This window comes from Bradyrhizobium sp. SZCCHNR1002, assembly GCF_032381435.1.
GTDB classification, from domain to species: Bacteria; Pseudomonadota; Alphaproteobacteria; order Rhizobiales; family Xanthobacteraceae; genus Bradyrhizobium; species Bradyrhizobium aeschynomenes.
In genome coordinates this window covers 198,366-224,434 of the sequence record NZ_JAUHIS010000002.1, presented here as the reverse complement: position 1 = coordinate 224,434, position 26,069 = coordinate 198,366, and the positions used below count along the sequence as shown (strand labels likewise).

Annotated in this window: 25 protein-coding genes; 10 read left to right on the top strand and 15 right to left on the bottom strand. The window is 67.0% G+C overall.

What is annotated here, in order from left to right:
• Positions 1-176 precede the first annotated feature (176 nt).
• Both QX108_RS13525 and QX108_RS13520 read left to right on the top strand, forming a co-directional pair.
• The gene (locus QX108_RS13525; protein ID WP_315725775.1) at positions 177-908 is read left to right on the top strand and encodes a hypothetical protein; all 732 of its coding nucleotides are present in this window, start codon (positions 177-179) and stop codon (positions 906-908) included.
• Between the two features lie 118 nt (positions 909-1,026).
• A complete protein-coding gene (locus tag QX108_RS13520; RefSeq protein WP_315785529.1) occupies positions 1,027-2,076 on the top strand; it encodes an alpha/beta fold hydrolase in 1,050 nt (349 codons plus the stop codon).
• A gap of 13 nt (positions 2,077-2,089) precedes the next feature.
• Here QX108_RS13520 and QX108_RS13515 read toward each other — a convergent pair whose 3' ends face one another.
• The 6 genes from QX108_RS13515 to QX108_RS13490 form a co-directional block, all read right to left on the bottom strand.
• Positions 2,090-2,713, bottom strand: coding sequence for an isoprenylcysteine carboxylmethyltransferase family protein (locus tag QX108_RS13515; RefSeq protein WP_315725779.1), 624 nt, complete (start codon positions 2,711-2,713; stop codon positions 2,090-2,092).
• Positions 2,714-2,754: 41 nt separating this feature from the next.
• Positions 2,755-3,780 carry an NAD-dependent epimerase/dehydratase family protein gene (locus tag QX108_RS13510; RefSeq protein WP_315725781.1) on the bottom strand — a complete coding sequence of 342 codons (1,026 nt, stop codon included), beginning with the start codon at positions 3,778-3,780 and terminating at the stop codon, positions 2,755-2,757.
• Positions 3,780-4,331, bottom strand: coding sequence for an Mpo1-like protein (locus tag QX108_RS13505; protein ID WP_315726706.1), 552 nt, complete (start codon positions 4,329-4,331; stop codon positions 3,780-3,782). Before QX108_RS13505 ends, QX108_RS13510 begins: the two co-directional genes overlap by 1 nt.
• 245 nt (positions 4,332-4,576) lie before the next feature.
• Positions 4,577-5,245 (bottom strand): OmpA family protein, encoded by a 669-nt coding sequence (locus QX108_RS13500; protein WP_315785524.1) that lies wholly within the window; start codon positions 5,243-5,245, stop codon positions 4,577-4,579.
• Positions 5,245-5,661 (bottom strand): hypothetical protein, encoded by a 417-nt coding sequence (locus QX108_RS13495; RefSeq protein WP_315725785.1) that lies wholly within the window; start codon positions 5,659-5,661, stop codon positions 5,245-5,247. The genes QX108_RS13500 and QX108_RS13495 overlap by 1 nt, the downstream gene beginning before the upstream one ends.
• Positions 5,662-5,779: 118 nt before the next feature.
• Entirely contained in the window at positions 5,780-8,347 is a 2,568-nt protein-coding gene (locus tag QX108_RS13490; protein WP_315785521.1) for an ATP-dependent helicase, read from the bottom strand.
• A 292-nt stretch (positions 8,348-8,639) separates the two neighbouring features.
• On the opposite strand from QX108_RS13490, the gene QX108_RS13485 reads away from it, so the two are divergent.
• Entirely contained in the window at positions 8,640-8,813 is a 174-nt protein-coding gene (locus QX108_RS13485) for a DUF1328 domain-containing protein (protein ID WP_006614063.1), read from the top strand.
• A gap of 83 nt (positions 8,814-8,896) precedes the next feature.
• On the opposite strand, the gene QX108_RS13480 is transcribed toward QX108_RS13485, so the two are convergent.
• Genes QX108_RS13480 through QX108_RS13465 form a run of 4 tightly spaced genes read right to left on the bottom strand, consistent with a single transcriptional unit; the run spans position 8,897 to position 11,929 of the window.
• Positions 8,897-9,541, bottom strand: coding sequence for a hypothetical protein (locus tag QX108_RS13480; protein WP_210267840.1), 645 nt, complete (start codon positions 9,539-9,541; stop codon positions 8,897-8,899).
• Entirely contained in the window at positions 9,538-10,281 is a 744-nt protein-coding gene (locus QX108_RS13475; RefSeq protein ID WP_315725792.1) for an OmpA family protein, read from the bottom strand. Before QX108_RS13475 ends, QX108_RS13480 begins: the two co-directional genes overlap by 4 nt.
• A 1-nt stretch (position 10,282) precedes the next feature.
• A complete protein-coding gene (locus QX108_RS13470; RefSeq protein ID WP_315725794.1) occupies positions 10,283-11,044 on the bottom strand; it encodes an MBL fold metallo-hydrolase in 762 nt (253 codons plus the stop codon).
• A gap of 51 nt (positions 11,045-11,095) precedes the next feature.
• Positions 11,096-11,929, bottom strand: coding sequence for a roadblock/LC7 domain-containing protein (locus tag QX108_RS13465; RefSeq protein WP_315725796.1), 834 nt, complete (start codon positions 11,927-11,929; stop codon positions 11,096-11,098).
• Positions 11,930-12,191: 262 nt separating this feature from the next.
• Here QX108_RS13465 and QX108_RS13460 point away from each other — a divergent pair, with 262 nt between their 5' ends.
• From QX108_RS13460 to QX108_RS13450, 3 genes are all read left to right on the top strand, one after another.
• Positions 12,192-13,703 (top strand): amidase, encoded by a 1,512-nt coding sequence (locus tag QX108_RS13460; protein WP_315785517.1) that lies wholly within the window; start codon positions 12,192-12,194, stop codon positions 13,701-13,703.
• Positions 13,704-13,770: 67 nt separating this feature from the next.
• Positions 13,771-15,009 (top strand): hypothetical protein, encoded by a 1,239-nt coding sequence (locus QX108_RS13455; protein WP_315725800.1) that lies wholly within the window; start codon positions 13,771-13,773, stop codon positions 15,007-15,009.
• A gap of 23 nt (positions 15,010-15,032) precedes the next feature.
• Positions 15,033-17,270, top strand: a complete 2,238-nt coding sequence (locus QX108_RS13450; RefSeq protein ID WP_315785514.1) for a caspase family protein — start codon at positions 15,033-15,035, stop codon at positions 17,268-17,270.
• Positions 17,271-17,281: 11 nt separating this feature from the next.
• Here QX108_RS13450 and QX108_RS13445 read toward each other — a convergent pair whose 3' ends face one another.
• Positions 17,282-17,806, bottom strand: a complete 525-nt coding sequence (locus tag QX108_RS13445; RefSeq protein WP_315725804.1) for a thioesterase family protein — start codon at positions 17,804-17,806, stop codon at positions 17,282-17,284.
• A gap of 73 nt (positions 17,807-17,879) precedes the next feature.
• Here QX108_RS13445 and QX108_RS13440 point away from each other — a divergent pair, with 73 nt between their 5' ends.
• Positions 17,880-19,301, top strand: coding sequence for an FAD-binding oxidoreductase (locus QX108_RS13440; RefSeq protein ID WP_315725806.1), 1,422 nt, complete (start codon positions 17,880-17,882; stop codon positions 19,299-19,301).
• Between the two features lie 176 nt (positions 19,302-19,477).
• On the opposite strand, the gene QX108_RS13435 is transcribed toward QX108_RS13440, so the two are convergent.
• The 4 genes from QX108_RS13435 to QX108_RS13420 form a co-directional block, all read right to left on the bottom strand.
• Positions 19,478-19,762: a GCG_CRPN prefix-to-repeats domain-containing protein gene (locus tag QX108_RS13435; RefSeq protein ID WP_172111001.1), complete on the bottom strand. Its 285-nt coding sequence runs from the start codon at positions 19,760-19,762 to the stop codon at positions 19,478-19,480.
• Between the two features lie 269 nt (positions 19,763-20,031).
• Positions 20,032-20,262 (bottom strand): hypothetical protein, encoded by a 231-nt coding sequence (locus QX108_RS13430; protein ID WP_172179656.1) that lies wholly within the window; start codon positions 20,260-20,262, stop codon positions 20,032-20,034.
• 144 nt (positions 20,263-20,406) lie between these two features.
• Positions 20,407-22,092: a SulP family inorganic anion transporter gene (locus QX108_RS13425; RefSeq protein WP_315725810.1), complete on the bottom strand. Its 1,686-nt coding sequence runs from the start codon at positions 22,090-22,092 to the stop codon at positions 20,407-20,409.
• Positions 22,093-22,134: 42 nt separating this feature from the next.
• Positions 22,135-23,052, bottom strand: coding sequence for a LysR family transcriptional regulator (locus tag QX108_RS13420; protein ID WP_172131725.1), 918 nt, complete (start codon positions 23,050-23,052; stop codon positions 22,135-22,137).
• Between the two features lie 375 nt (positions 23,053-23,427).
• On the opposite strand from QX108_RS13420, the gene QX108_RS13415 reads away from it, so the two are divergent.
• From QX108_RS13415 to QX108_RS13405, 3 genes are all read left to right on the top strand, one after another.
• The gene (locus QX108_RS13415) at positions 23,428-24,126 is read left to right on the top strand and encodes an outer membrane protein (protein ID WP_172110997.1); all 699 of its coding nucleotides are present in this window, start codon (positions 23,428-23,430) and stop codon (positions 24,124-24,126) included.
• 217 nt (positions 24,127-24,343) lie between these two features.
• Positions 24,344-24,778: a DoxX family protein gene (locus QX108_RS13410; protein ID WP_315785507.1), complete on the top strand. Its 435-nt coding sequence runs from the start codon at positions 24,344-24,346 to the stop codon at positions 24,776-24,778.
• Between the two features lie 204 nt (positions 24,779-24,982).
• A complete protein-coding gene (locus tag QX108_RS13405) occupies positions 24,983-25,795 on the top strand; it encodes a class III extradiol ring-cleavage dioxygenase (RefSeq protein ID WP_315725815.1) in 813 nt (270 codons plus the stop codon).
• Positions 25,796-26,069 lie beyond the last annotated feature (274 nt).

Below are 26,069 nucleotides of genomic sequence, written 5' to 3'. Positions count from 1 at the left end.
CGCCCCCTCCCGATCGTGTCGCTTGTTGGGCTTTTTCGTGGCTCGTTTGGTCGAGTGTTGCCGTGAGGCAACGTCCCGGGCATGAACGCATCTCCAAGCGGCCGGCGATGTTGCGTCCGCGAGCATCTTGGGTACGGTTCGCGCCGTCTCGACATTTCCGCCGCGGAGAAGGACCGATGACGCCATCGACCAGCACCATTCGAACCATCGCAACGCGCATCGTCTCGGCGCGCGGGCTGAGCATGGTCGCACTGGCCCTGGCGCTCGTTCTGCCGCTCGGGAGCGGACCGGTCCGGGCGGCGCCGAGCCCTGCGGCCGCCAGCGCAGCCAGCACCACGCATGTGTATCTCCTGCGCGGCGTGCTCAACATCTTCTCGCTCGGCCTCGACGACATCGCCGCCAAGCTGGATTCGCAGGGCATCCCGAACACGGTCGCGAATTTCGTGTCGTGGTCGTCGCTGGCCGACGAGGCCGCGGCCGCCTATCGCGCCGGCCGCATCAAGACCATCATCCTGGTTGGCCATTCCTCCGGCGCGACCGCGCTGCCCGACATGATCAACAAGCTCGGCCAGCTCGGCGTGCCCGTGAAGCTCGCGATCGGTCTCGACTCCGTGTTCAAGACCAAGCTCGTGGGCGGCAATGCCGAGCGCTACATCAACTTCTACATCGCCAGCGGCAACGGCGAGCCGGTCCGCCGCGACGACGGCTTCCGTGGCAAGCTCGAGAATGTCGACGTGGCGGCGGTGCCGGGCGTCGGCCACATCACCATCGAGAAGAACCAGATCATGCAGCAGAAGGTGATCGGGGCGATCGATTCGGTGGTGTTCGGCGGCAAGGGCCGGCCGGCTGCGCCTCCGACCCGCATGGCGGCTCCGCAGCGCGCCGCCAACGCCGCCGGCTACCGGTAATCGGCGGCCGCGCCATCGCGCGCGCGCCCCAAAATGCTCCCATTCGGCGCCGACAAGCGGTATGGCAGGGCCGTATGACCCTGTCCGATTTCAGCTTTGAGCTTTCCCGGGAGCACGAATGACCGGCGTGGCGCAGATCGCGAGGCGGTGGCTGGATGCAGCCAACCGGGCGGCCGACGGGAGGCTGACCGCGCTCCTGGTGACCGCAACCTTTCTCCTTGCCGGACTTGCCGCCTCGAGCAATTCGTTGGCCGCGCAGTCCGGCGCCGCTTCGGCCTCCGCGCCCACCCGATCCGCCAAAGCGTCCCCGGCATCCACTCCCGCCGCGATCCGCGCCGTGCCGCCCCCGCCGCCGGAGGCGACCCAGCCGCTGCCGCCGCCGCGAGTCTACCTGTTCCGCGGCGCGCTCGGGCCGCTGTTCTCCACCGGCATGGACCGGCTCGCGGAGAAGATCGAGAAGGCCGGGTTCTGGGCGAGCGTCTATGAATTCACGCTGTGCGACCTGATCGCGCTGCAGGTTGCCAAGAACTACCGCCAGGAGGGGGGCCCGATCGTGCTGATCGGCCACTCGATGGGCGGGCTGTGCAGCGTCCGGATCGCGATCACCCTGCAGGAGCAGAACATCCCGGTCGCCCTCGTGGTCACCGTCGATCCGGCACATGCGACCAAGAGCGTGCCGCCGAACGTGCAGCGCTTCATCAATCTGTTCCTGTCGGACAACATTCTCGGCGGCGGCGACGTGAAGCCCGAGCCGGGCTTCCGCGGCCACTACGCCAGCTTCGACATGAAGGATCATGACGAGGTCACGCACATCAACATCGACAAGATGGAGGATGTGCACGCCCAGCTGGTGACGATGATCAGCCAGCTCTCGCAGACCTCCGCGACGGCGGACATCGACCCGGTGCAGCTGCGCTATCTGGTCCCGCCCAAGACATCTGTGGAGCTGTGGGACAGCGGCACGGCCGTGGCGGTGCGGCCGGGCGAGACCCTCGACCAGATCGCCGCCAATTATCGCGTTCCGCTCTGGGCGTTGCAGCAGTCCAATCGCGGCCTCGCGGCCCAGCCTCTGGTCCCCGGGCAGCGCATCATCCTGCCGCGCCATCTGCTGCCGCAGGCTGCCAATCAGCCGGCTTCGCCGCAGCCCGAAGCCGTCGTCAGGCGCTGAGCGGCCTTGCGCGTCAGCCCGCCGGCATGAACGGGATGATCATCGGCACCCGCTGGCTGTAGGCAACGTAGTCGGGTCCCAGCTCCTGGGCCAGGAACACCTCTTCCATCTTGGCCTTCCAGGCCATGCCGAGTGAGATCAGGACGGCGCCGAGCACCGCGCTGACCGTCCCCACCGCAATGCCGGTCGCGATCATGCCGAGGATGAGGCCGGTATAGATCGGATGCCGGACCATGCCATAGGGACCGGTATCGATGACCTTGTGGCCTTCCTTGTGGGTGATGGCGTTCGACCAGAACCGGCCGAGATGGATGCGCGCCCACCAGGTGAAGGCGATGCCGGCCAGGGTCACCACAGTCAGCAGGTAGACCCCGGCCTCGCCGGGGTGCCAGAACGGCTTCTCGCCGAGCAGCCGCGAGGTCCAGGGTGTGAACAGGATGCCGCCGAGCACAATCAGCGCGTGATAGCGGCTGGTCTTGATCACGGTGACATGTTTGCGGGTCTGTCCGGACCAGAACGAGGCCCCGACCCAGCTGGCGAGCCAGATCAGCCAGATGATGGCGAGCAGGGAGGTGGGCCAGGTGGTGGTCCATCCGCTGAACGCAAACGACGAGATGGGGCTGGCATCGCCGGACATGTCTTGGAACCGTTATGAGACGTGGGACCGGCCGCTCTTAGCTATTCGGCCGCGGTGCGAAAAGGGTGTTGTTTGTCGTCGAGCCGTTTTCCCGGCTCGGAATCGAGCAGGAAGGCGATGGTCTCGCGCAAGGTGGGCTCGATCGGGCGGGGTGCGTAGCCGAGTTCCCGCTTGGCCCTGTCGATCGACAGATCGGAGGCGGATCGGGCGATCCGCACCCCCTCGGCGGTGCCGGAGGGGCAGCGCTTGGTGAGGTGATCGGAGACGAACTCCAGCATGCCCGCCGACAGTTCGGCCAGCCGGCCGGGAACCGGCAGCGCCACGTGCTTGCGGCCGCTGATCACCGCCATCAGCTCCAGGATGCGGCTGAGGCGCAGGCTCTCGCCGCCGAACACGTAGCGCCCGCCGACCTTGCCGCGCTCCATGGCCAGGATCAGGCCTGCGGCGACGTCGCGGACATCGACCAGGTTGACGATGAAATCGAGATAGAGCTGGACACGGCTGTCCAGGAAATGGCGCAGCATCTGTGACGGCGGTGTCAGGTTGCTGTCATGCGGTCCGATCGGCATCGTCGGGGTGCCGACCACGACCGGAAAGCCGTCCGCGGCGGCGGCCATGGCGCGGGCTTCGGCCAGCGCCTTCGACCGCGTATAGGCCCCCGGCATGGCCTCGGCCGGCGGCGCCGTGGGGGCCGAGGCGGCGCCCGTCGATCCCGGATAGTCGAACAGAATCGACTCGGTCGAGCAATGCAGGAAGCGGCGCACCCGGTTGGCGCGGGCCGCCGCCAGCACCGTTTCAGTGCCGACGCAATTGACTCGGTAGAAGTCCTCGCGGTCCGGCATCCACATGCCGGGCAGCCCGGCGAGATGATAGACCTGATCGACGCCGGCGACAGCCTGTCGCACCAGGCCTGCATCGAGCACCGAGCCCTCGATATATTCCACCTCGGCCATCATGTGCGTCGGGCAGCGGATATCGAGCACCCGCACCTCCGCGCCCCGCGCGACCAGCGCAGAGACGAGGTGATGTCCGATAAAACCACTGCCGCCGGTGACGAGGACTTTCATTAGGGACGTGAGCGTTGATCGCCTTGAAGAGGACGGGATGTGAGCCGGTCCGGCGACGGGTCGGACGCGACGAGATCGGCCACCGAAGGCTTGAATCCCAACGCCACGTACAACTTCGCCATCACGAACATCGGCCCGAGAAACAGATGCGCCGGATGATCCAGCAGTGACGGATTGTTGCGCTCGAACAGTTTGTGACCTACCGCCTGCGACACGAGGCCGAGGATCACGAGTGCGGCAAACAAGGCCCACAGGGCCAATCCGTGGACGTGATCGGCAATCATCATGGCCACAGAAAGGAACAGCACGGCAAAGGCAAGAATGCCGGCGCCGAGCGCCGCGTCGAGCAGCAGCCAATACAACAGCACCGGCAGCGCGAGCACGGCGCCGAGGCTGATGCGAATGCCGAACGCGTCGAAATGCCACAAGCTCAGCGGCAGCACCGCGCCGAGGAACAGCAAGATGATCCCGAGCACATGCATCAGGCCGTTGCGCGGATCGCGATGATATTCGACGTAGTCGATCATCTGGCGTCGGAACATGGCGTTCATGGCTATCTCGCTCGTCAATGCGATCGACCACCGCTCAATCGACGGCCGTAAAGACCGGGCTATACCATCAAGCGGCTGCATCGACAAACCGGCAATCGGTATGCCCCGGGCTCAGCGCAGCCGGGCTGCGCCGATTTGAGAACGGGTTCCAATAGCGCCGATCGTTGCAGCGTGCCGATGCCTATCCAGGACAGTCGCGCCCGGACGGCCCCGGGTTCACGGCATTCGCGCAGGGCTCATTTGCGTCAATTGCGGTGCTTGCGCGGAGCCTGCTTGCCGGATGCAGCCGGAGCAGGGGCCGGCGGCGGCAGCGCGGCCTCTTCGGCGGCCTTGGCGACCGTGATGATCTGGATCTGCTGATTGACGGGGGCGGTCGGCTTGCTCGGATCGAGCAGTTGCTCTTCGCCCAGGCCGATTGACTGCAGCCGCTTGACCGAGATCTTGAAGGTGTTCGCCAGGATGTCACGGATCGCGTCGGCGCGGCGCTGGCTCAGGATGACGTTGGACTCGCGCTTGCCGTTGGCTTCGACGTGCCCGACGATCAGGAAGCTGTAGGGAAGCAGCTCGGAATAGACCATCGCGTCGGCGATCCGGCCGACGGCCTGGTAGGATTCCGGCCGCACGATCGGCGTGTCCACGTCGAACTGGATGTCGACGTTGAACGCCGGCAGGGTCATCAGCTCCGGCGCGATCGGCGTCCGCTTCTGCGGCGGCGGTTCGTTGCGGCTGCGGATCTTGGAGCGTTCCTGGGTCTGCTGCTTGAGCGCGGGCAGATCGAGCGTCGGTGCCGTCTCGAACCGGCTGAGCTGGCGCACGATGTCGTCGCGCGTCACCTCCTGCGACCATGCCGGCGCGCTCGCGACCAGCAACGAAGCCGTGATCAACCCGAGCAATGCTGTCGCCGTCCGCTGCATCAGCGATACCCCGCCTCGCCCAGCGACTGCTGGCAGCGCGCGCCGACGCCGCTCGCGGTCATCAGGCAGGGAATCGATTTGCTGGTCTCCTTGGTCGAGCCGCCGCACAGCTTCACGATCTCGCGCTGGCAGGCATTGGCCACCGTGACCCGCGCGGAAATGCGCTTCTGGATCGCCTCGAACGCCTTGAAATAGGTGGCCTTGCACTGCGCGGACACCACGTCCTGGTTGCGCGACAGGCATTCCTTGAGGCGGTTGGAGTCGAGATTGACGCCGCGGCAATTGGCGGTGATGTCGGCACCGCAGCTCGAGGCAATCAGCCCCGCCGAGTCGCCAAAGCTCATCGTCTGCGCCGCCGCAAGCGACGGCGCGCTCAGCGCGATCGCAACACTCAACAGGATGTATCGCCGGACCATGGTTGCATCTCATACGATGCGCGCTGCCATGGTCAAGGCCTAACCAAGGCGAAGTGTGAAGTTCGATTGCCGCGGTCCGCGCCGGCCCGGCGGTGGCCGGCGCACCGTGGCCGTGGGGTCACGCCCTCTGCACGAAGCTGTCGACCACGTGCTTCTCGCCGGCCTTGTCGAAGGCGATGGTCAGCTTGTTGCCGTCGATCTTGATGACGCGGCCATAGCCGAACTTCTGGTGAAAGACGCGGTCGCCGACGGTGAATTCCGAGATGGTGCCGGTCGATTTGGCCACCAGCTCGCCCTCGATGGTCATCGGTCCGCGCTTGTTGCGTCCGAAATTACCGCCGAACGGATCACGCCCTGCGAATGGCGATTGCTGCTCGCTGAAGCCGCCCTCGGACGACCCGCGTGCTGCGCCGGGGCGGCGGGCCTGCGCGCGCTGCCAGCCCGGCGTCGAATAGCTCGATCCGAACGACTCGACATTGTCGAAGCGCGACGGGCCATAGCCGCCGGCGCCGCCCCAGCCCGAGCCGCCCTTGGATTCGGTGATCTCGACGCTGGCGGCCGGCAGTTCGTCGAGGAAGCGCGACGGGATGGTCGTGGTCCAGGTGCCGTGGATGCGGCGGTTGGTGGCGAAATAGATCTTGGCGCGCCGCCGCGCGCGCGTCAGGCCGACATGGGCGAGACGACGCTCTTCCTCCAATCCGGCGCGCCCCTGTTCGTCGAGGGTGCGCTGGCTCGGAAACAGGCCTTCCTCCCAGCCCGGCAGGAACACGTTGTCGAACTCCAGGCCCTTGGCCGAGTGCAGGGTCATCAGCGACACCGCTTCCTCGTCGGCCGCGCCCTCGCGGTCCATCACCAGCGAGATGTGCTCGAGGAAGCCATGCAGGTTCTCGAACTCCTCCATCGAGCGGACGAGCTCTTTCAGGTTGTCGAGCCGGCCCGCGGCGTCGGCCGAGCGGTCCTTCTGCCACATCTCGGTGTAGCCGCTCTCGTCGAGTACGATCTCGGCAAGCTCGGTGTGCGGCGTCACCTCGCGCTGGGCGCGCCAGCGCTCGAATTGCAGCAGGAGGCCGCGCAGCGAACCGCGCGCCTTCGGCTTCAACTCGTCGGTCTCGACCACAGCGCGCGCGGCCTCGAACAGCGGGATGCGGCGCTTGCGGGCGTGGTCGTGCAGCATCTGCACGGTGGCATCGCCGAGCCCGCGCTTGGGCACGTTGACGATGCGCTCGAAGGCGAGATCATCGGCCGGCGAGTTGATGACGCGCAGGTAGGCCAGCGCATCGCGGATCTCGGCGCGCTCGTAGAAGCGCGGGCCGCCGATGACGCGGTAGGGCAGGCCGAGCGTGACGAAGCGGTCTTCGAACTCGCGCATCTGATAGGAGGCGCGCACCAGGATCGCGACGTCGTTGAGGTTCTCGCCCTTGCGCTGCAGCTCCTCGATCTCCTCGCCGATGCCGCGGGCTTCCTCTTCCGAATCCCATGCGCCGGTGACGGTGACCTTCTCGCCCTCGACGTCCTCGGTGTGCAGCGTCTTGCCGAGCCGGCCTTCGTTGTGCGTGATCAGATGCGAGGCGGCGGCGAGGATGTGCCCGGTCGAGCGATAGTTGCGCTCCAGCCGAATGACTTTTGCGCCAGGAAAATCGTGCTCGAAGCGCAGGATGTTGTCGACCTCGGCGCCGCGCCAGCCATAGATCGACTGGTCGTCGTCGCCGACGCAGCAGATGTTCTTGGGGGCGGGGGCGGAGCTAGGCGCGGCAACACTTCTGTCGTCATCACCGGGCCGACGCGCAGCGTCGAGACCCGGTGATCCATCTTCCTCAGACGTGATGGATTGCCGGGTCGAGCCCGGCAATGACGAGCCGGAGGACGACGGCGCCTGCGACAGCAGCCGCAGCCACAGATATTGCGCGACGTTGGTGTCCTGATACTCGTCGACCAGGATGAACTTGAAGCGGCTCTGGTACTGCCGCAGCACGTCCGGGTTCTCGCGGAACAGCCGGATGCTTTCCAGCAGCAGGTCGCCGAAATCGGCGGCGTTGAGGATCTTCAGCCGCTCCTGATAGCTCGCATAGAGCTTGCCGCCCTTGCCATTGGCGAACACGGCGGCCTCGCCCGACGGCACCTGGGAGGGCGCCAGGCCGCGGTTCTTCCAGCCATCGATCAGCCCGGCCAGCATGCGCGCCGGCCAGCGCTTGTCGTCGACGTTCTCGGCCTGCAGCAGCTGCTTGAGCAGGCGGATCTGGTCGTCGGTGTCGAGCACGGTGAAATTGGACTTGAGCTGCACCAGCTCGGCATGGCTGCGCAGGATGCGGCCCGAGATCGAGTGGAAGGTGCCGAGCCACGGCATGCCCTCGACGGCCTGTCCCAGCATCTCGGCGAGGCGCGTCTTCATCTCGCGCGCAGCCTTGTTGGTGAACGTCACCGACAGGATCTCGCTCGGCCGCGCGCGGCCCTGGCTCAGGATGTGCGCGATGCGCGTGGTCAGCACGCGGGTCTTGCCGGTGCCGGCGCCCGCAAGCACCAGCACCGGGCCATCGAGCGTCTCGACCGCCTCGCGCTGCTCCGGATTGAGGCCCGCAAGATAGCGCGCACCGCCGCTCGCAGCCGCGCGTGCGCGCGCGGCGATGCCGCCGGCGACGGGCTGGTGGTCGGGCGCAGGAAAAGGGCTCACGCGGTTGGGCTCGGTCATCAGCGAATCAGTCTCGTCCCTCTGACCGCATCATACGACGGCATCGAGAGGTCTGCAGGAAGGAGCCCTCATAGCAGGGATTGACGGCTATATGGGGCCGGCCGAGGCGTTTTACAGCCCTAAATCGGGCAGGCTTGCGGGGCGGCGCCCCTCGCCCCGAGCTTTGTTCCGGCGAATCGCGAATTTTTAGCGGCGGGAGGCGCCGGAACCATTGTTCCCAGTCCCGATTGTTCTGGCAACGGCGCAAGCTCCGCGTCCCTTTGAACCGCAATCGAGAGACAGAGGTCGTGTCATGTTAGGCTGGGTCGTCACCTTCCTGGTTATCGCATTGATCGCCGGCATCCTCGGCTTCGGCGGCATCGCCGGTGCGTCCATCGAGATCGCCAAGATCATCTTCTTCATCGCTATCGTGCTGTTCCTGGTGTCGGCCGTCGTGGGTCTCGCCCGCGGCCGATCCCGCGTGTAGTCGGCCTCATCCCTGACAATGAGGTCGGCGAAGGGCGCAGTGCCTCGCAAGAGGTGCTGCGCCCTTTGCGTTGTGGGGGCGTCTCAGGCCGGCGCCGTCAGCGCCACCTGCACCTTGGCCAGCGCGGGATCGAGCGCCACGGACGCGAGCCGCGGATCGTTGGACAGCGCCGTCAGCGTCAGGGTCTGATCCTGCACCCGGAAGATGCGACACAGCGTCGTCGCCTCCGACGCATCGCGCAGCATGACCGACAGCGGTGCGACGCCGTGCTCGCCACTGACCTTCTCGGCGACCAGCGCCAGCCGCGTCGCCGCCGCCGCCAGCCGCTCGGTGTGGCGGCCGGCCGTGTTGGCCGCGAGCGGCAGGCCTTCCTCGTTCGTCAGCAGCACGGTTTCGAACCGCCCGACCTCGGCGATCCTGTCGAGCAGCGGCACCAGCTCGCGGCGCCGGCCCGGCCGGCTCGCGAGCTGAGCCAGATCGAGCGAGATGCGCTCGCGTTCGACCAGCGGCGCCAGCACGTCCTGGATCGCGCTGCGCAGGCTGGTTTCGCGCTCGATCGCGTCGTGGCTGCTCTGCTCCTGCAACTGATCCAGGCTCGCGGCCTGCAATTGCACCTGTCGCCGCAACTGATCGCGCGCCAGCGTGCCCTGGCGCGCGCCGAACAGATAGCCTGCGGTCAGCAGGAGAATGGCGGCGCCGAGGCCGCTCACGATGGCATAGATGGTCATGGTCGCTTTACCGCCGTGAGTTGATCGCAATCGTCGACGCCGGCAATGCGCAGCAGCGCCTTGCGGTCCGCGGCCACAGCCTCGGCATCGCCATGCGCCGCGCCGGCGCCGGCGGCGCGCACCGCGATCTGCTGGGCCGGGATGCCGTCCTTGCGCAACAGATCCGCGACGGCCTTGGCGCGCGAATAGCTCAGGAGCACGTTGAGATCCTCGCTGCCGCTGGCATCGGCATGTCCCTCGATGACGAGGGTCGCGTCGGCGTGCCGTGACAGCGCCTTCTGCAGGATCGCCCGCGAACGCTTCATGTCGGCAGGATTCGGTCGCGTGCTGCCGCGCTCGAACGCGATCGCCAGCGGCGCAAAACATTCGGTGCTCGCCTTGGCGGCGCCCGGCGGCTCGGCGCGAGCCGTCGGTGCGGCGGGGGCCGCCGGCGGTTCGACCGGGGCGGCGGAGGGCAACGGCAGCGGCGGCGCGACGATCAGAGCGGGGAGAGGCGCCGGGGGCTCGGGCGGTCTCCATGCCGGCTCGGCGACGATCGGCTGTGGTGCCGGGATTGCGGCCACCACTTGCGGCGCAGCCGGCGCCTGTTGCCACAGCGAGGCCGACATGATGGCGACCAGCGTGCCCGCGACGGCAAAGGCGGTTGCGAGCCAGACCGGCGCGTCCTCGCCGGCTACGACAGACGCATCGGCGCGCGCGGCTGGCGCGGAGAACGCGGCATTGGGGGAGGGCGCCAGCATGTCAACCTGCTGGCACCTTGAACATCGGCGTGATCAGGTCGATGCCGCATTCCAGTCCGGCACACCATTCGATGAACTGGCGCGACATCGCCGCGTCCGGAAACAGCGCGCCGTGTTGCGGAGCGATGATCTCGATGTCGAGCGGCCGCACCATCTGCGCCCACGCCTTCATCACGCGGTTCGAGACCATGTAGCGGCGGTGAAAGCCTTCCATGAAGCGGATATGCGCCTTGAAGTCGCGCGTGACGATGTAGTCGACGCCGATCGAAGCGCCGAGATCGCCGCTGTAGAGGATCTTGGAGATCGGATCGTAGAGCTGGAAATTGCCCTCGCTGTGCAGGAAGTGCGCGGGCAACGCATAGAGCTTGCAGCCGGCGAGATCGAATACCATGCCTTGGTCGGGGATCGGCTTCAGCCGGTCGGCGACGATGTGGTCGAAGCCGAAATGCGGCACGAAGCGGGTCCAGAGCTCCGAGATGTAGGCGTCGGCGTCGGTCGTCATCAGCCAGCCGTTGATCGCCGCGACGATGTCGGGGTCCTGGTGCGACAGGAATAGGTATTTCAGGCGTCCGCCGGAGAGCTCGCTGAAGGTCTCGCCCAGCACCTTGGAGTAGACCTTGTGGCCGCCGGGATCGAGCAGCATGCCGACGCGGTCGTGGATGATCAGATGCTGGTTCGCCTGCACGGCGAGATCGCCGGCGCTGAAATCCTCCAGCAGAATGTTCTTGTGAACGCCGTCATCATAGAGGACGGTATTGGCCATGAAGCTACTCCTGCCGGCGCAGCGCGCCGGCTTAACTGGATGACGACTGCGCTACAGCACCTTCTGCAGCGACCGGACGGCTTCGCGCATGTCGAAGAAGGTCAAGCCCAGCTTGCTGTTCTCGTTGGTCAGCGCGAGCAGCAGCGCGCCGCGGCCGGCGCTGACCAGCACCGCATAGCCGGACTCGCCGCGGATGATCACCTCCTGCAGATGGCTGCGGCCGAGCTCCATCGCGGCGCGGCCGCCGAGCGACAGCAAGGTCGCGGTCATGCCGGCGACCCGCGTCTCCTCCATGTCGGCCGCGAGCACGCTCGCGATCATCAGTCCGTCCTCCGAGATCAGCGCGCAGGCCTCGACGCCGAACGAGTCGCTCTGCAGCTTGCGCAGCACGCGGTTGATCTCATCGAGACGTGACATCGGCTTCTCCTCGACGGCGCGCGGTGAAAATCTGGAATTAAACTGACTTTGAGCCATGGTGGGATCCTGGGCGTCATCGGGGGCTGATGAAACGGAAGCAGTCGGAATGTCGGTATTGGCAGCAAAAAAGATGGGAGGGTCGTCGGGAACCAGCGGCGTTGGCGGTGTCTCAGCCTCATCCGGTGCCGTCACGGCCCGCGTCTCGATCGTGTCGACCGCGTCGTCGAGCGCGCGCTGCTCGGCCTTGATCCGTGATCGCGAGACCGGGGGATGCATGGCTTCGAGCTGGGTCACCAGCGCCTGGCGCGCCGACTGATAGACCTCGGCGCGACGTTCGGGACTGGAATCCGGCAGGTTCTCCATCGCGCGCGACAGCAGGATGAAGTAGTCGGCTGTCGTCACCGGCGCGGCCGCCGCATCCTCGTGCGGACCTTGCGCCCTGCTCAGCAGGCTTGCGAGGCGTCCCATCGCTCTCTCGTCCACTCTACGCAACTAACGATGCGTAAGGTTAGGTCGCCACAAGGGACGCCGCGAATGATCTGAATCAAATTAACTAGATTCGTGACGAGCGCTCGTCGTACGGCCATCATGCCTGCCGACATTCGCCATGATGTCGCCATGCTCATGGCTCTTGCGGCGCGATTTTGCCTTGATCAGTGCGACTGCGCCGCTGTTGCAGCCAGAATCAGCTACCATGGCGGCCAGTGGCAGTCGCCGCGGGGAGGGGATTGTGAACGTTCAGGACTATCTGCAGCGTGATGCGGTCGCGCTGGCTGAAGCCGTCCGCTCCGGCGAGACGACCGCCTCCGAGCTGCTGCAGCTCGCGCTGAGGCAGAGCGAGCGTGCGCAGTCCAAGACCAACGCCCTTTGCAAGCTGATGGAGCGCGAGGCGCGGGCGCAACTGGCCAAGCTCGCGGATGGCCCTTTCACTGGCGTGCCGTTCCTGATCAAGGACTGCGCGCAGGACTATGCAGGTCTTCCGACGGCCTATGGCAGCAAGGCGCTGTCGGGCATCGTTGCGAGCGAGCATGCCCACGTGGTGCGGCGCTATCTCGACGCCGGCTTCGTCATCTTCGGCAAGACCAACCTTCCGGAGCTCGCGCTCAAGGGCGTGTCGGATTCGCTTGCCTTCGGCCGCGTCAGCAATCCCTGGAATGCGGCGCATACGCCGGGCGGCTCCAGCGGCGGCGCCGCCGCGGCTGTTGCCTCCGGCGTCGTGCCGATGGCCGCCGGCAATGACGGCGGCGGCTCGATCCGTATTCCCGCCGCCTGCTGCGGCCTGTTCGGGCTGAAGCCGTCGCGCGGCCTGGTGTCGTCGGGACCGGGCTTCGGCGAGTACTGGTTCGGGGCCTCCAGCGAGGGCGTGCTGTCGCGCAGCGTACGCGACACGGCGTCGGCGCTGGACGTCATCACGGGCAGCGAGCCCGGCGATCCCTTCCTGGTGGCCGAGCCCGGCGTGGTCTATGCGAATGCGGTCGCGCGCGATCCCGGCCGCCTGCGCATCGGCTACATGGCGGCCTCTCCGATCGGTACGGAGGTGCATGCCGAAGCGAAGCTTGCGGTCGAGAACGCCGTGAAGCTGCTGCAGGGCCTCGGTCACGAGGTCGAGGAGGCCACGCCCGACATCGATGGCGCCGCGCTCGCGACGTCGTTCCTGCACATCTATTTCGGCCAGGTCGCGGCGCTGGTGGCCGATGCGCGCGCCAAGGGCGCCAGGCGCGAAGAGTTCGAGCTGCTGACGCGGGTGCTGTCGACGCTCGGCGGCGCGATCTCGGCCGGCGCGCTGACGACGCAACTGCTCAAATGGAACGGGTTCGCCCGCGCGCTCGCCCGTTTCCACGCCCGCTACGATCTGCTGTTGACGCCGACGCTCGCGCACCCTCCGATCCGGCACGGCGAGGGCGATCCGGGCACCGCCGAGCAGACGCTGCTCGACATGCTCGATCGCATCGGCCTGCTCGGGCTGTTGACGCGCTGGGGCGCGCTCGACGGCATGATCGACAAGATCGCCCGCGACAGCCTGCAATACGTGCCGTTCACGCAGCTCGCCAATCTCACGGGCACGCCGGCGATGAGCGTGCCGCTGCATTGGACGCGCGATGGCCTGCCGCTCGGCGTGCAGTTCGTCGGTCGCCTCGGCGACGAGGCCCGGCTGCTGCAGCTCGCCCGCCAGCTCGAGCAGGCGCAGCCCTGGTTCGACCGGCTGCCGGATTGGGTGCGCGACACCGCTGCGGCTGACTAGATCGCGTTGCGTCTTTTTGAAGTTTGCTTCCCTCGCTATACTGCCTCTGGTTGCGAGGGAGATTTCAATGACGATCATCTATATTCACGGTGTGAACGTCCGCTCGCCCGAGCATGGCGTCGAACTCCAGAAGCCCTTCCTGCGCTGGCTCGGCGCCAAGGTGTCCGAGCCCAATGCCGCGCAATACGAGCCGGTCTATTGGGGCGATCTGGCCTCCGACTTTCGCTGGAAGCTCGCCTCGCGGCCGCGCACGGCGCTGCTGGGCCAGGGTGGCACTGCAGGCTTCGAGTCGCTCGGCCAGCTGCGCGAGGCCGGGACGGGCGCGTTCGAGCCGGCGCCTGTCGTCGATGACGGTCCGGTGCTGGGTGGGCCTGCCGTGGCCGGCGGCGCGTCTGTGACGCCGCCACTGTCGTCGGTTCCGGCCGACAAGCGCGCCGACTTCCTCGCCGATTTGTATCTCGCGGTGCGAACGCGCGCGCGGCGCAGCCAGCAGCCGGCGGGCTATGTCGATCCGATCGCCGACGAGCCGCGCGCGGCAGGACTTGCCGCTGCTGCAGACGACGTCGCGGCGCGGTGGGATGCGATCGTGGCCCAGGAGCAGAGCGAAGATGCGCGCGCGCAGGCGCTGCTCGCCGCGGTCGACAACGAGCTCGCCGGCGACGCTCTGGTCGGCATGGGCGGCTGGTCCGACTGGACCGAGTGGGCCGGCGAGGTGCTGCGCCGCGCGGCCGCGCTGCCCGGCGATGCGCTGTCCACCGTGGCGGCGGAGCTGCGCCCCACGATCAATGCCTTCGTCGCCAATTTCGTCGGCGACGTCTTCTCCTATCTGGACCGGCGCGAGCAGGGCGGCCAGCCCGGCGAGATTCCGCGCCGCGTGCTGGCGGCGCTGAAGCGCGCGCATCAGCGCAAGCAGCAGACCGGCGAGAAGATCGTCGTCCTGACCCATTCGATGGGCGGCCAGCTGCTGTACGACGCCGTCACTTATTTTGCCCGGCAGGACCCCGCGCTCGCCGGCCTCGAGATCGACCATTGGTTCAGCTGCGGCTCGCAGGTGTCGCTGTTTGCCGAGCTCGGGCTGTTCAAGGGGCAGCCCGATGTGCGCGCGCCCGACCAATTGTCGCGGCCGGCGGCGGTGCGCGGCTGGACCAACTACTACGATGGCAACGATCTGTTCGGCTTCGTCATGGCGCCGGTGTTCAAGGGCGTCGTCGACCGCGACTATTCGACCGGCTACGGCCTCGCGTTCGCCCATACCGGCTATCTGGCACGGCCGAGCTTCTTCCAGGAGCTCGCCACCCGTCTCTGACCTGCGCTCGAGGAGTCCGTGCCGTGACGCTGATCGCCGACACCGATACCAAAGGACTGTGGACCGCCGCTGACAAGCCCAGATCCGGGAGTCACGCGCTGATCGTCGGGGTCAGCGACTATCCCTATCTGTCCGGCGGCAGCGCCAGGGAGCGCGCGCCCAATTCCGGCGGCCTCGGCCAGCTGGCGCTGAGCGCGGTGACGGCGGCACGGGTGTTCGACTGGTTCAGCAAGGCCGGCCGGGTCGCCGGCGCGCCGGTGGCCTCGTGCCGCCTGCTGCTGGCGCCCTCGGCCGGCGAGATGGCCGAGATCAACCGTCTCACCAATGGTCATTTCGCGCGGCCGGATTTCGCCGTGCTGCGCGGCGCGATCGAGGCGTGGCGCGACGCCATCTACAAGGGCCGCACCGGCGACGAGAATACCGCGTTCTTCTTCTTCTCCGGCCACGGCGTCGAGCATCTCGCCTCGCCCGCATTGCTTGCGGCCGACATCCTCGACCCCAACGCCGCCGGCAGCGAAGCCCGCGCGGTCGCGATCGAGGCGGTGGCGCGCGCGGTGAAGACGTCGGGGATCGACCGCGCGCTGTTCTTCGTCGACGCCTGCCGCAATGCGCCGGCGCTGGCGATGACGCTCAACATCGTCGGCGACGAGATCCTGAAGCCGCAGCCCTATCTGTCGAAGAGCCCGGACGCCGTCATCAGCCTGCAATCGACGCGCTCGGGGCTGCAATCATTCCAGGTGCCGGGAGAGGATGCCACCATCTTCGGCCGCGCACTGCTCGAGGCCTTGCAGGGGGCGCCGCCCGAATTCGTTCCCTACGACACGCATGGTACGCCGTGGCGGCTGGTGTTCGCGAGCCTGGAGAGCCACGTCAAGAACCGCGTCCGCGAGCTGCTCGCGGCCCACACCGCGGCGAAGATCCAGCCGGTGGAGCCGTCCGGCATTCCCTATGACGGCGCAATGATCGTGGCTGAGCGCGCGCCCGCCGTCGTCATGGTGGGGCTGGCGCCGGAGCCGCCGGAAGCGGCCCCGCCGGATTCGGTACCGCCCGACTCCGGGGGACCAGGCTCGTCCGGCGGCGGCCCGGCGCCGGAGATCGCATGGACGCCCGAGATCAAGCTCGACGAGCTGGCGCTCGACAGCATCGTCAGCAAGCGCGCCGATACCATGCTGCGCCGCTTCAAGACGTTTAGGGCCGGCATCGACGCGGCGCCCGGCGGTGGCGGAGGTGACCTGCACGACTTTCGCACCATGCACGACATTCTCGGCCATGAGAGCGTGACCGGACCGTTCCTGAATGCGCTGTCGATCCGCGACGCCTGGAGCGGCGCGCGGCTGAGTGCGCAGGAGTTCAAGCTGACCCAGGGGCGCAGCAACGAGGTCGGCGACAGCCTGACCTCGTGGATCGACGTCGAGATCCCGCCCGGGAAAGGGCATGTCGTGTGGTTCGGCGTCGCCGGCATGGGCGACGTCTCGTTCGGCGTCGCGATCCCGCGCGATGCTGCGCTGGCGATGCCCGTGCGCCTCGATGTCGGCTTCAGCCGCAGTGGCCGGGACTGGGCGGTCGAGCAGTTCAGCGCCCGCCTCGGCGAGCCCAGGGGCGACGATGTCGCCGGCAAGATGTTCTGGCGCCCGCTCTGGGAGTTGCAGCGCATCGAAGCCTTCTCCGATCTCGCCGCGGCCGGCCTCAAGATCCGCGGGCTCGATGATCTTCTCGACATCGTGGTCCGCAAGGTGGAGTCGCCGGTGGCCGCGGCCATCGCGATGAGCCTGCTGCTCCGCTCCGGCAATCTCGACGTCCTCAAGGACTGGCCACGCAATCTGGCGGGCTGGTTTCCGTGGCTGCCCGACGGCAGCATCCTGTGGGCGGAGACGCTGTTGCGGCGCGCCGAGGGCCGTCCCGTCGATCCGAAGGCCCAAGAGAAGGACCAAGAGAAGGACCAAGAGAAGGCTCAAGAGGAGGCCTTCTCGTATTTCGTGAAGAGCGCGACGCAGGGCCCGCCGCTGCTGACGCCGAGCCTGCGCATGGCGATCACCCAGATGCAGATGTGGCGCAGCCGATTGAAGCCGGACGACCCCAAGCCGGACGATCACAAGCCGGATCCCAAGGCCGCCGCGCTCGCCGGCGCCTCCCGCGTGATCGAGACCGCCGCGCGCCATCTCGTCTCCGGCAGCCTGTTCGCGAGCTTCGCGCGGATCGTCAGCGCCGATCCGCCGATGCCTGCGCTGACCGCTGCCGACGTGCTGTCGCGCGCCGGCTGATCGATGTGCCGTCAGCGCCTGGGCATGCCGATCGCGCGGCCGAGGCCATCGGGGCGCGGCAGCGCGGCGTGGGCCTGAAGCACCCGGCCGATATTGTCCTGGATATCCGGCGGGAACGGCGCGACCTTGCGCTTGGTCATGTCGATGTGCACCGACATGTTCTCGGAGGTCGCGGAGATCCAGCCTTCTTCGGCGTGGCGCAGCTCCTCGAACGTATGCAGCCGCTTCTCGTCGGCGGCGATCAGCCAGACCGCGACCACAACGGGATCGCCGAGATGGATCTCGCGCAGATACCTCACATGGCATTCCGCCGTGAAGGTCGAGCCGTGGCGCTCCTTCATATAGGCGGGGCCGATGCCGAGCTCGGCCCAGATCTGGTCGATCGCACGGTCGAACATCACGTTGTAATAGGCCATGTTGAGATGGCCGTTGTAATCGATCCATTGTGGTTCGATCTGCATGATCGATGAGAGGAACGGCCCGCTCGCGGCGGACCTTGTGGGCGTTGCTTGTGTGGGCACTGCATTATCGCTCATCGGCTCTTCCGTTTGCTCCCTTGACCCTTGTTGCGTCCTTTGCCACGGTCCGCCCAACTTCCGGAGGACTAAAGTGGCGACGACGATCCCTCATCACGACCTGAAGCGGCCCGCGCCGGAGGCGCTCAAGAGCGCGCTCGACGCGCTCGCCGCCCGCTTCGGCAACAAGCTCATCACCTCGCAGGCCGTGCGCGAGCAGCATGGCCATACCACGACCTGGCTGCCGACGCAGCCGCCGGATGGCGTGGTGCTGGCGCAGGAGACCGCCGACATCCAGGACGTCGTCCGCATCTGTGCGCCGCTCGGCGTGCCGATCATTCCGTTCGGCACCGGCACCTCGCTGGAGGGCCAGGTCAACGCGCCCGCGGGCGGCATCTGCATCGACATGCGCGACATGAACAAGGTGCTGGAGGTGCATGCCGAGGATCTCGACTGCGTGATCCAGCCCGGCATCACCCGCAAGACGCTCAACGAATATCTGCGCGACCAGGGCCTGTTCTTCCCGATCGATCCGGGCGCCGACGCATCGCTCGGCGGCATGGCCTCGACGCGTGCCTCCGGCACCAATGCGGTGCGCTACGGCACCATCCGCGAGAACGTGCTGGCGCTGAAGGTCGTGCGCGGCGACGGCGAGATCATCAAGACCGGCACCCGCGCCAAGAAGTCCGCCGCCGGCTACGACCTGACGCATCTGTTCATCGGCGCCGAAGGCACGCTCGGCATCATCTGCGAGATGACCATCCGCCTGCGCGGCATTCCCGAGACCATCGCTGCGGCGTCATGCTCGTTCGAGACGGTGCGCGGCGCCTGCCAGGCGACGATCCTCGCCATCCAGACCGGCATTCCCGTCGCCCGCATCGAGCTGCTCAATGCCGCGCAGGTGAAGGCCTGCAACGCCTATTCGAAGCTGACCCTGCCGGAGACGCCGCTGCTGCTGCTGGAGTTTCACGGCAGCGAGGCCGAGGTCGCCGAGCAGTCGAAGAACTTCGCCGAGATCGCCGCGGAGTGCGGCGGCGGCGACTTCGCCTGGACCACCAAGCCGGAGGATCGCACCAGGCTGTGGCAGGCGCGTCATGATGCCTATTGGTCGGTGAAGGCGATCCGGCCCGGCGTCGGCGTCGTCGCCACCGATGTCTGCGTGCCGATCTCGCGTCTCGCCGATTGCGTCGGCGAGACCGAGGAGGATCTCGCGCGCCTCCGCCTGACGTCGCCGATCGTCGGCCATGTCGGCGACGGCAATTTCCACTGCTCGCTGATGTGCGATGTCGACGATGCCGACGAGATGGCACGCGGCGAGGAGTTCATGCATCTGCTGGTGGAGCGCGCCCAGGCGATGGGCGGCACCTGCACCGGCGAGCACGGCATCGGTCAGGGCAAACAGAAGTACCTGAAGTCGGAGCTCGGCCAGGAGGCGCTGGACGCGATGCGCGCCGTGAAGCAGGCGCTCGATCCGCAGAACATCTTCAACCCCGGAAAGATCATCCCGGCGAGCTGATCGTGGTCGTCTGAGCCGAGCCCTCGCTGCATCAGCGGTGCGCTCCCTCTCCCCGTGAATGACGGGGAGAGGGGGGCAGCGTGCGACAGTTCGGGTCCTACGCGCTGCTGGAATCCGCCAACAAAAAACGCCGCCGCAACTGATTGCGGCGGCGTTGTCGTGTTCACGTCAGGCGCTCAGCGGCAGACGCGGCGCGGTCCCCACGGGGTCGGACGGATGAAGCAGGTGCGCGGGGCGTAGACATAGCCCGGGCCGTAACCGTAGCCGGGGGCGTACACGCGCGGGGCCGGGCGGCATCGGCCGAACCGGTCACGGAACCAGCCGGGTCCGCAGCCGCCGGCAACGCTCTCGACGTTGATCTCCGGAGCCGAAGGCTGGCCCGGCAGGGTGAAGGCCTGGGCGGCCGATCCGCCGAGCATGACGGTCGCGGCGAGCAGGGCGGAGGTGAACAGATTGCGCATTGCAGTGCGGTCCTCTCGGTTGGTTTCGAATCAGTCCAGTCGTTAGACGTCGTCGGACGCGTTTTGGTTTCGCAATTTTTTCGACGTCGCGAAACCCCTTCCCGATACCAAAGTGGCGGGTGCGGAGCTGATCAGGCGGTGCAAGCCTGCTGATCAGTCGACGCATTGCGGCGATCCTAATCGCTGCCATGCGTCGGCGACAGTGTATTTGCCTCAAGGAACATGAACGGTGGCTGACATCCTTTGAAGTGCGTCCGCCGGACGCGGCATCATTTGCCGCTCTTCTGCGCCTTCGCGTCCTTCACAGCGCTCCTGCAGGCGTCGGACAGCTGGTCGAATTTCTCGATCATGCACTGCTTGATGCGCCCGCCGCCGGGCATGATGCCGGCGCAGAGCGTGCGCACCTCGTCACCGCAGGCCTGACGGACGGCCGTCGTGTCCTGTGCCTGTGCGGTGGCAATCGACCCGACGATGAACAGCAATGGCAGCAGCTTGCGCATGAATGACGATCCTTCTCGTGTGCCGCGGCCGACGGGCCGGGCGTCATGAAGGGAGGACTTGTCGCCGCTGAACTTTGCCGGGATGTGTCGTGCCGAGTTGCGCTTCGTAACGATTTGTATCACGCGCTGCTGATCCCGCTCGGCTCATGCCCCCTGCAGCTTCTGCAGTGCGTGATCCACGCTGTGGAACACGCGATCCCGCGGCAGCACGTCGTAGAGGCCGAAGCGCTCGAACGCCGCCTGGGCCCGCAGCGATTCCAGTCGCGCCACGGCGAAGACGATGCCGCTTTCATTGCACATCCTGATCACCTCCCGCAGCGCCTGCGCCGCCGTGAAGTCGATCTCGACGATCGCGCTGGCCTCGAACACCACGATCCGAGGCTTCCGGCTCTGCAGCAGGTGCTGCAGGTCGGCGCGGAACGTTGCGGCATTGAGGAAGCTGAGCGGGGCCTGGAAGCCGACCACGGCGACGTCGGACAGCTCCTCGCCCTTGATCTGCGGATGCGCCGGCCACCAGATCGTCGTCTCCGGCACGCGCTCGAAGCTGATGAGGTGCGCGCGCGTCGTGCTCCAGATGCCGTGCAGCAGCGACAGCGAAATGCCGAGCGCGACGCCCTGCTCGATCGGCAGAGCGATGATCGCGAAGGCGGTGGCGACGATCAGCAGGAACTCGCCCTTGGAGGCACGGTAGACGCTGGCGATCTGCGTCACGCGGATGATGCGCAGCGCGACGAACAGCAGGATGCCGGCGAGCGCGGCCTCCGGCACATGCGCCAGCAGCCGCGCCCCGAACAGCACCAGCAGGAGCACGATCGCGGCCGCGAGCAGGCCTGCGACCTGCGAGCGTCCGCCGGTCTCGACCACGATGCCGGTGCGCGGCGGGCTGGCGTTGACCGGAAACGCACCGAACAATCCGGCGAGCAGGCTGCCGACGCCAGCGCCCAGAAAGTCGCGATCGACCTCGGCAGGATGATCCGGCTCGGAGGGGAACGAGCGCGTGGTGGCCGCCGTCTGCATCATCACGACGACGGCGATCAGGAAGGCCAGCGGCACCAGCTTCGCCCATTGCTCGGGTCCGATCAGCGGCACCGACGGCATCGGAACCTTGCCGGAAAGGGGGCCGATGACCGCTACGCCGCGCGCGTCCAGACCGGCCGCGATCACGAAGGAGGTCGAGGCCGTGAGCGCGATCAGGGCGCCGGGAATGCGGGCGCTGATCCGCTCGCAGAGCATCACCGTCGCGAGCACGCCGAAGCCGATCAGGACCGTAGCCGGGTTGGCCTTGCCGAGCTCTTCCGCCAGCGTCGCGATCCGAACCAGCGTCGGTCCGCTCGGCGACGGCAACCCCAGCACGCCCGGCAACTGTGAGACGATGATGTGCACGGCGATGCCGGCGAGAAATCCGACCGTGACCGGCACCGACAGCAAATTGGCGATGCCGCCGAGCCTGAAGCCGCCCGCCAGCACCAGCATCACGCCGACCAGCAGCGCCAATGCTGCGGCGAGGTTGCCATATTCCGGCGTCCCGCTCGCCGCGAGCAGCGCGAGGCCGCCGGCGAAGATCGGCGTGATCGTGGAATCCGCGCCGCAGGACAGGAAACGGTTCGCGCCGAACAATGCGAAGCCGAGCGAGCCCGCGATGAACGCGAAGAACCCGGTCTCCGGCGTGAAGCCGCCGAGCTTGGCGGTCGCCATCTGTTCGGGGATCGCGATCGCGGCGAGCGTCAGGCCCGCGGCGAGATCGGAGGGCAGCGCGCTGATCCGCCAGCTTTGCAGGGAGCGCAACATCGGCCAATGATGCTCGCCGTCGTGGCGTGGTTGCTCGGTCATGTCGAGGTCTCCGTACGCACCGCGCGGAAGCTGGCTGGCGGCTCAGGCAATGCCGCGATCCCAGGGGGGCTCCGGCGCGAAGGCTGCGGCGAGGTAGTCGATGAAGGCGCGTACCTTGGCCGAGGGCGTGCGGTCCGGCAGATAGACCGCGTGCACGGCCAGCAGATCGGAAGGCGGCACATCGAGATGGATCGCCACCAGCCGTCCTGCACGCAACTCGTCACCGACGATGAAGGTCGGCTGATAGATCACGCCTTGCCCCGCCAGCGCCGCGGCGAGCAGCGCATCGCCATTGTTGGCGCGCAGATTGCCGCTGACGGTGACATCGACCGCCGCCTTGCCGCCCATCCGCCAGCGCGACGGACCGGCAGCCGCCAGCGTATAGCCGAGACAGTTGTGCTCGGCGAGATCGGCCGTGGTGCGAGGCGCGCCGTGCGTGGCGAGGTAGGACGGCGCGGCGCAGACCATCATCCGGCATGGTGCGAGCCGTCGCGCCACCAGCGTCGAATCCTTCAACGTGCCGATCCGGATCGCAAGATCCCAGCCTTCCTCGATCAGGTCGACCAGCCGATCGTTGAGGCCGAGCTCGACGGTGACGCCGGGATAGAGCTTTGAAAACCGCGCCAGCAGCGGGGCGATCTGCCGGGTGCCGAAGGCCAGCGGAACGTTGAGACGCAGCAAGCCGCGCGGCTCGACCCGGTCGGCCGCGATCGCACTCTCGGCCGCCTCGAAATCGCCGAGCACGCGCTCGGCAAGATCGAGATAGCGCCGGCCGGCCTCGGTGATGGTCAGCCGCCGGGTCGTGCGATGGAAGAGCTTGGTGCCGAGCCGGGCCTCGAGGGCCGCGAGATGCTTCGTGACCATCGTCTGCGACATGCCCAGCGCGCGTGCGGCTGCGGACAGGCTGCCGGAGCTCGCGATCCGCGACATCACTTCCAGCCCGGTCAGACGGTCAAGCATTCAGCCTCACTCGCACGGTGTGAGGTGTTTCGCTAGCAGACTCTCGCCAGGCAGGGAATCGTCACTCTGCAGGCGGGAGCGGAGGCGGGGCCTCTCGCCAACCTGGTGCGGCAGTCCGTCATGAAGATGGTCGAATCAGTCACGCCGCCTTCGCGTCATCGCACTGCAAGTGAAAAGATGTCGCAGCAAGTCCGGGTTCTCGCCGGTATCGGCTTCCGCGCCACGCTCCGGTCCCGAACAATACCGCATTTGATCACGCCTCGACCCAAAGCGGGTCAATTTGGTGCCCGACTTCGCTTTCAGTTTCCGCCGCACGCCAGCGCCTTCTGGGGACGCGCTCGCTTCCATGTGTCATGAGTTAGTAAGGATGGGTTGATGAAAGCAGTGTACAATCTCGCCGTTGCCGCCTGTGGCGTTCTGCTTGCCGGCACGGCAGCGCAGGCAGGAGATTTCAGAGCCCAGCGGCCCGTCGCGGTCTACAATGCTCCGTACTACAATTGGACCGGCTTCTATGCCGGTGCATTCGCCGGCGGCGCGCATGGCGTCTGGACCGTCGACTTCTACCGCAACAACAATCACGGCCATTCGGAGCAGGGCGCCGACGGCTTGGCCTTCGGTCTGTATGGCGGATACAACTATCAGTTCGCCAGGAACTTCGTGATCGGCGCGGAGGTCGATCTCGGCAGGTCCACCGCCTCGCAGAGCAACGACATCTTCGACAACGATACGTCCTACGCCAAATACGGCATGTTCGGCTCGGCACGCGCGCGCGCCGGCTATGCGTTCGACCGCCTGCTGGTGTTCGGCACGCTCGGCGTCGGCATCGCCGACCTGACCAACACCATTCAGAAGGGCCGCAATGCCGGCGAGCAGGTGGTGTGGGAGAATCAGGTGAAGGCCGGTCTGACGACAGGCGTCGGCGTGGAATACGCCTTCACCAACAATTGGGTCGGACGCGGTGAATATGTCTACACCGACTACGGCAGCGTGACGCTGTTCAACCGCGACGGCAATCGCGCCGACTTCAAGAACGAACTGCATTTGATCCGCGCCGGCGCGAGCTACCGGTTCTGAGCTGGCGGCGCCGACACCAGCGTCCGGTTTCCGGAGCCGTGTCGGCGCCGTGCCTCTGCGGATGAATGCGGGCCTTGACATGCCGGCACCCAACCGTCTCTGACGGTCATCTGATACCCAATCTCACCTTTTTGGTTTGAGCTGTCTTTCCTGGTGGCGCGATTATCGTCTCCTGGGGAATGATCTATGTCTCGGCGAAGTTCATTTGGAGCCCGAGATGATCGATTCCCGTACCGCGCCCTACGCCGCCCTTCTGCTCCGCCTCACGCTCGGCGGCCTGTTCCTGGCCCATGCCGGCCTGAAGCTGTTCGTCTTCAGTCCGGCCGGCACCGCGAAGTTCTTCGCCAGCATCGGCCTGCTGCCCGAACTCGCTTATGCCACCATCACCGCCGAGATCCTGGCCGGCATCGCGCTGATCCTCGGGGTCGCCACGCGCTGGGTCGCGCTCGCCGCGGTGCCGATCCTGCTCGGCGCCATCTTCACCGTGCACGGCTCGGCCGGCTTCTTCTTCAGCAATCCAAAAGGCGGCTGGGAATATCCGGCGTTCTGGGCCGTCACGCTCGTGGTGCAGGCTCTGCTCGGCGACGGCGCCTATGCGCTGAGCGCTCTGCGCGGCAACCTCGTCGGTGGCCAGTTGCGTAGCGCACACTGATCGTCAGGGGCGGTTCACTGCCGCTACAATCTCGGTGTCATCCCGGCGAACGCCGGGATCCATAACCACTGGCCGGACTGAGTTGAGCACGCTGGTCGACATCCAGCCTGCCTCAAACTGAGATCACGCGGTATGGGTCGAGGCCGGGACGACGGTTGTGGGTGAGGCGCGACCTGAGATACCAATCGAACGAGGAGCCATGACATGACCCTGCCCAGCATCTTCCTGTCGCACGGCTCGCCGATGCTGCCGCTGACGGCGTCCGCCGCGCGTGACTTCCTTGCCGGCCTCGGCAGCAGCCTGCCGCGGCCGAGGGCCATCCTCGTGATCTCGGCGCATTGGGAGACCGACATCCCCGCCGTCAACGTCGTCGCCGAGAACGACACGATCTACGATTTCTACGGCTTCCCGCCCGAGCTCTATCGGCTGCGCTATCCAGCACCCGGGGCGCCCGATCTCGCCCGCGCCGTCGCGGAGCGCCTGCAGGCCGCCGGCCTTCCCGTCGGCGTCGATCGCGAGCGCGGCCTCGACCACGGCGCCTGGGTGCCGCTGCTGCTGATGTATCCGCAGGCCGACATTCCCGTCGTGCAGCTGTCGATCCAGACCGAGCAGGGGCCGGCGCATCACCTCGCGCTCGGCCGCGCGCTGGCGCCGCTGCGCGACGAGGGCGTGCTGATCATCGGCAGCGGCAGCTTCACGCATAACCTCGGCGAATTCCGCAAGCGCCGGCCCGACATCGACGATCCCGCGCCATCCTGGGTGGTCGATTTCGCCGACTGGGTGCACAGCGCCGCGATCGAAGGCCGCATCGACGACCTCGTCAACTACCGTGCCCTCGCGCCGCATGCCCGCGACAACCACCCGACCGACGAGCACTTCCTGCCGCTGTTCGCCGCGCTGGGCGCCGCCGGAGAGAACGCCCGCGTCGAGCGCCTGCACAACAGCGCGAACTACGGCGTGCTGCGTATGGACGTCTATGCGTTCCATGGTGCAGATCAGGCGAAGGCGGCGGCGTAGGCCGCCGAACTTATTAGTTCGACATCGACGTCATTCCGGGGCAAGGCCGCAGGCCTTGAACCCGGAATCCCGACATTGGCTTGCATTCTTCTTCAACAACCTCGAGATCCCGGGTTCGATCCTCCAAACGCAGTCGCGTTGCGACAGCGTTTGGAGGATCGCCCCGGAATGACGAGAGCGTGTTGTTTGCCCGTCGGGTTACTATGTCGCAGCTGATTTCCCTTGCCTCGTCGGGCAAATCACCACGATCCTCTCGCGCATCCCGCCTCATCAT

What these genes read in the sequence shown, in the direction of transcription:
- QX108_RS13480 (WP_210267840.1), bottom strand. Translation starts at nt 9,541, where the DNA reads ATGACCATCTATGCCATCGTGAGCGGCCTCGGCGCCGCCATTCTCCTG.
- QX108_RS13455 (WP_315725800.1), top strand. Translation starts at nt 13,771, where the DNA reads ATGACGATCATCTATATTCACGGTGTGAACGTCCGCTCGCCCGAGCAT.
- QX108_RS13465 (WP_315725796.1), bottom strand. Translation starts at nt 11,929, where the DNA reads ATGGGACGCCTCGCAAGCCTGCTGAGCAGGGCGCAAGGTCCGCACGAG.
- QX108_RS13415 (WP_172110997.1), top strand. Translation starts at nt 23,428, where the DNA reads ATGAAAGCAGTGTACAATCTCGCCGTTGCCGCCTGTGGCGTTCTGCTT.
- QX108_RS13525 (WP_315725775.1), top strand. Translation starts at nt 177, where the DNA reads ATGACGCCATCGACCAGCACCATTCGAACCATCGCAACGCGCATCGTC.
- QX108_RS13520 (WP_315785529.1), top strand. Translation starts at nt 1,027, where the DNA reads ATGACCGGCGTGGCGCAGATCGCGAGGCGGTGGCTGGATGCAGCCAAC.
- QX108_RS13515 (WP_315725779.1), bottom strand. Translation starts at nt 2,713, where the DNA reads ATGTCCGGCGATGCCAGCCCCATCTCGTCGTTTGCGTTCAGCGGATGG.
- QX108_RS13500 (WP_315785524.1), bottom strand. Translation starts at nt 5,245, where the DNA reads ATGCAGCGGACGGCGACAGCATTGCTCGGGTTGATCACGGCTTCGTTG.
- QX108_RS13475 (WP_315725792.1), bottom strand. Translation starts at nt 10,281, where the DNA reads ATGCTGGCGCCCTCCCCCAATGCCGCGTTCTCCGCGCCAGCCGCGCGC.
- QX108_RS13445 (WP_315725804.1), bottom strand. Translation starts at nt 17,806, where the DNA reads ATGAGCGATAATGCAGTGCCCACACAAGCAACGCCCACAAGGTCCGCC.
- QX108_RS13495 (WP_315725785.1), bottom strand. Translation starts at nt 5,661, where the DNA reads ATGGTCCGGCGATACATCCTGTTGAGTGTTGCGATCGCGCTGAGCGCG.
- QX108_RS13470 (WP_315725794.1), bottom strand. Translation starts at nt 11,044, where the DNA reads ATGGCCAATACCGTCCTCTATGATGACGGCGTTCACAAGAACATTCTG.
- QX108_RS13410 (WP_315785507.1), top strand. Translation starts at nt 24,344, where the DNA reads ATGATCGATTCCCGTACCGCGCCCTACGCCGCCCTTCTGCTCCGCCTC.
- QX108_RS13425 (WP_315725810.1), bottom strand. Translation starts at nt 22,092, where the DNA reads ATGACCGAGCAACCACGCCACGACGGCGAGCATCATTGGCCGATGTTG.
- QX108_RS13490 (WP_315785521.1), bottom strand. Translation starts at nt 8,347, where the DNA reads ATGACCGAGCCCAACCGCGTGAGCCCTTTTCCTGCGCCCGACCACCAG.
- QX108_RS13510 (WP_315725781.1), bottom strand. Translation starts at nt 3,780, where the DNA reads ATGAAAGTCCTCGTCACCGGCGGCAGTGGTTTTATCGGACATCACCTC.
- QX108_RS13420 (WP_172131725.1), bottom strand. Translation starts at nt 23,052, where the DNA reads ATGCTTGACCGTCTGACCGGGCTGGAAGTGATGTCGCGGATCGCGAGC.
- QX108_RS13435 (WP_172111001.1), bottom strand. Translation starts at nt 19,762, where the DNA reads ATGCGCAATCTGTTCACCTCCGCCCTGCTCGCCGCGACCGTCATGCTC.
- QX108_RS13485 (WP_006614063.1), top strand. Translation starts at nt 8,640, where the DNA reads ATGTTAGGCTGGGTCGTCACCTTCCTGGTTATCGCATTGATCGCCGGC.
- QX108_RS13430 (WP_172179656.1), bottom strand. Translation starts at nt 20,262, where the DNA reads ATGCGCAAGCTGCTGCCATTGCTGTTCATCGTCGGGTCGATTGCCACC.
- QX108_RS13505 (WP_315726706.1), bottom strand. Translation starts at nt 4,331, where the DNA reads ATGAACGCCATGTTCCGACGCCAGATGATCGACTACGTCGAATATCAT.
- QX108_RS13405 (WP_315725815.1), top strand. Translation starts at nt 24,983, where the DNA reads ATGACCCTGCCCAGCATCTTCCTGTCGCACGGCTCGCCGATGCTGCCG.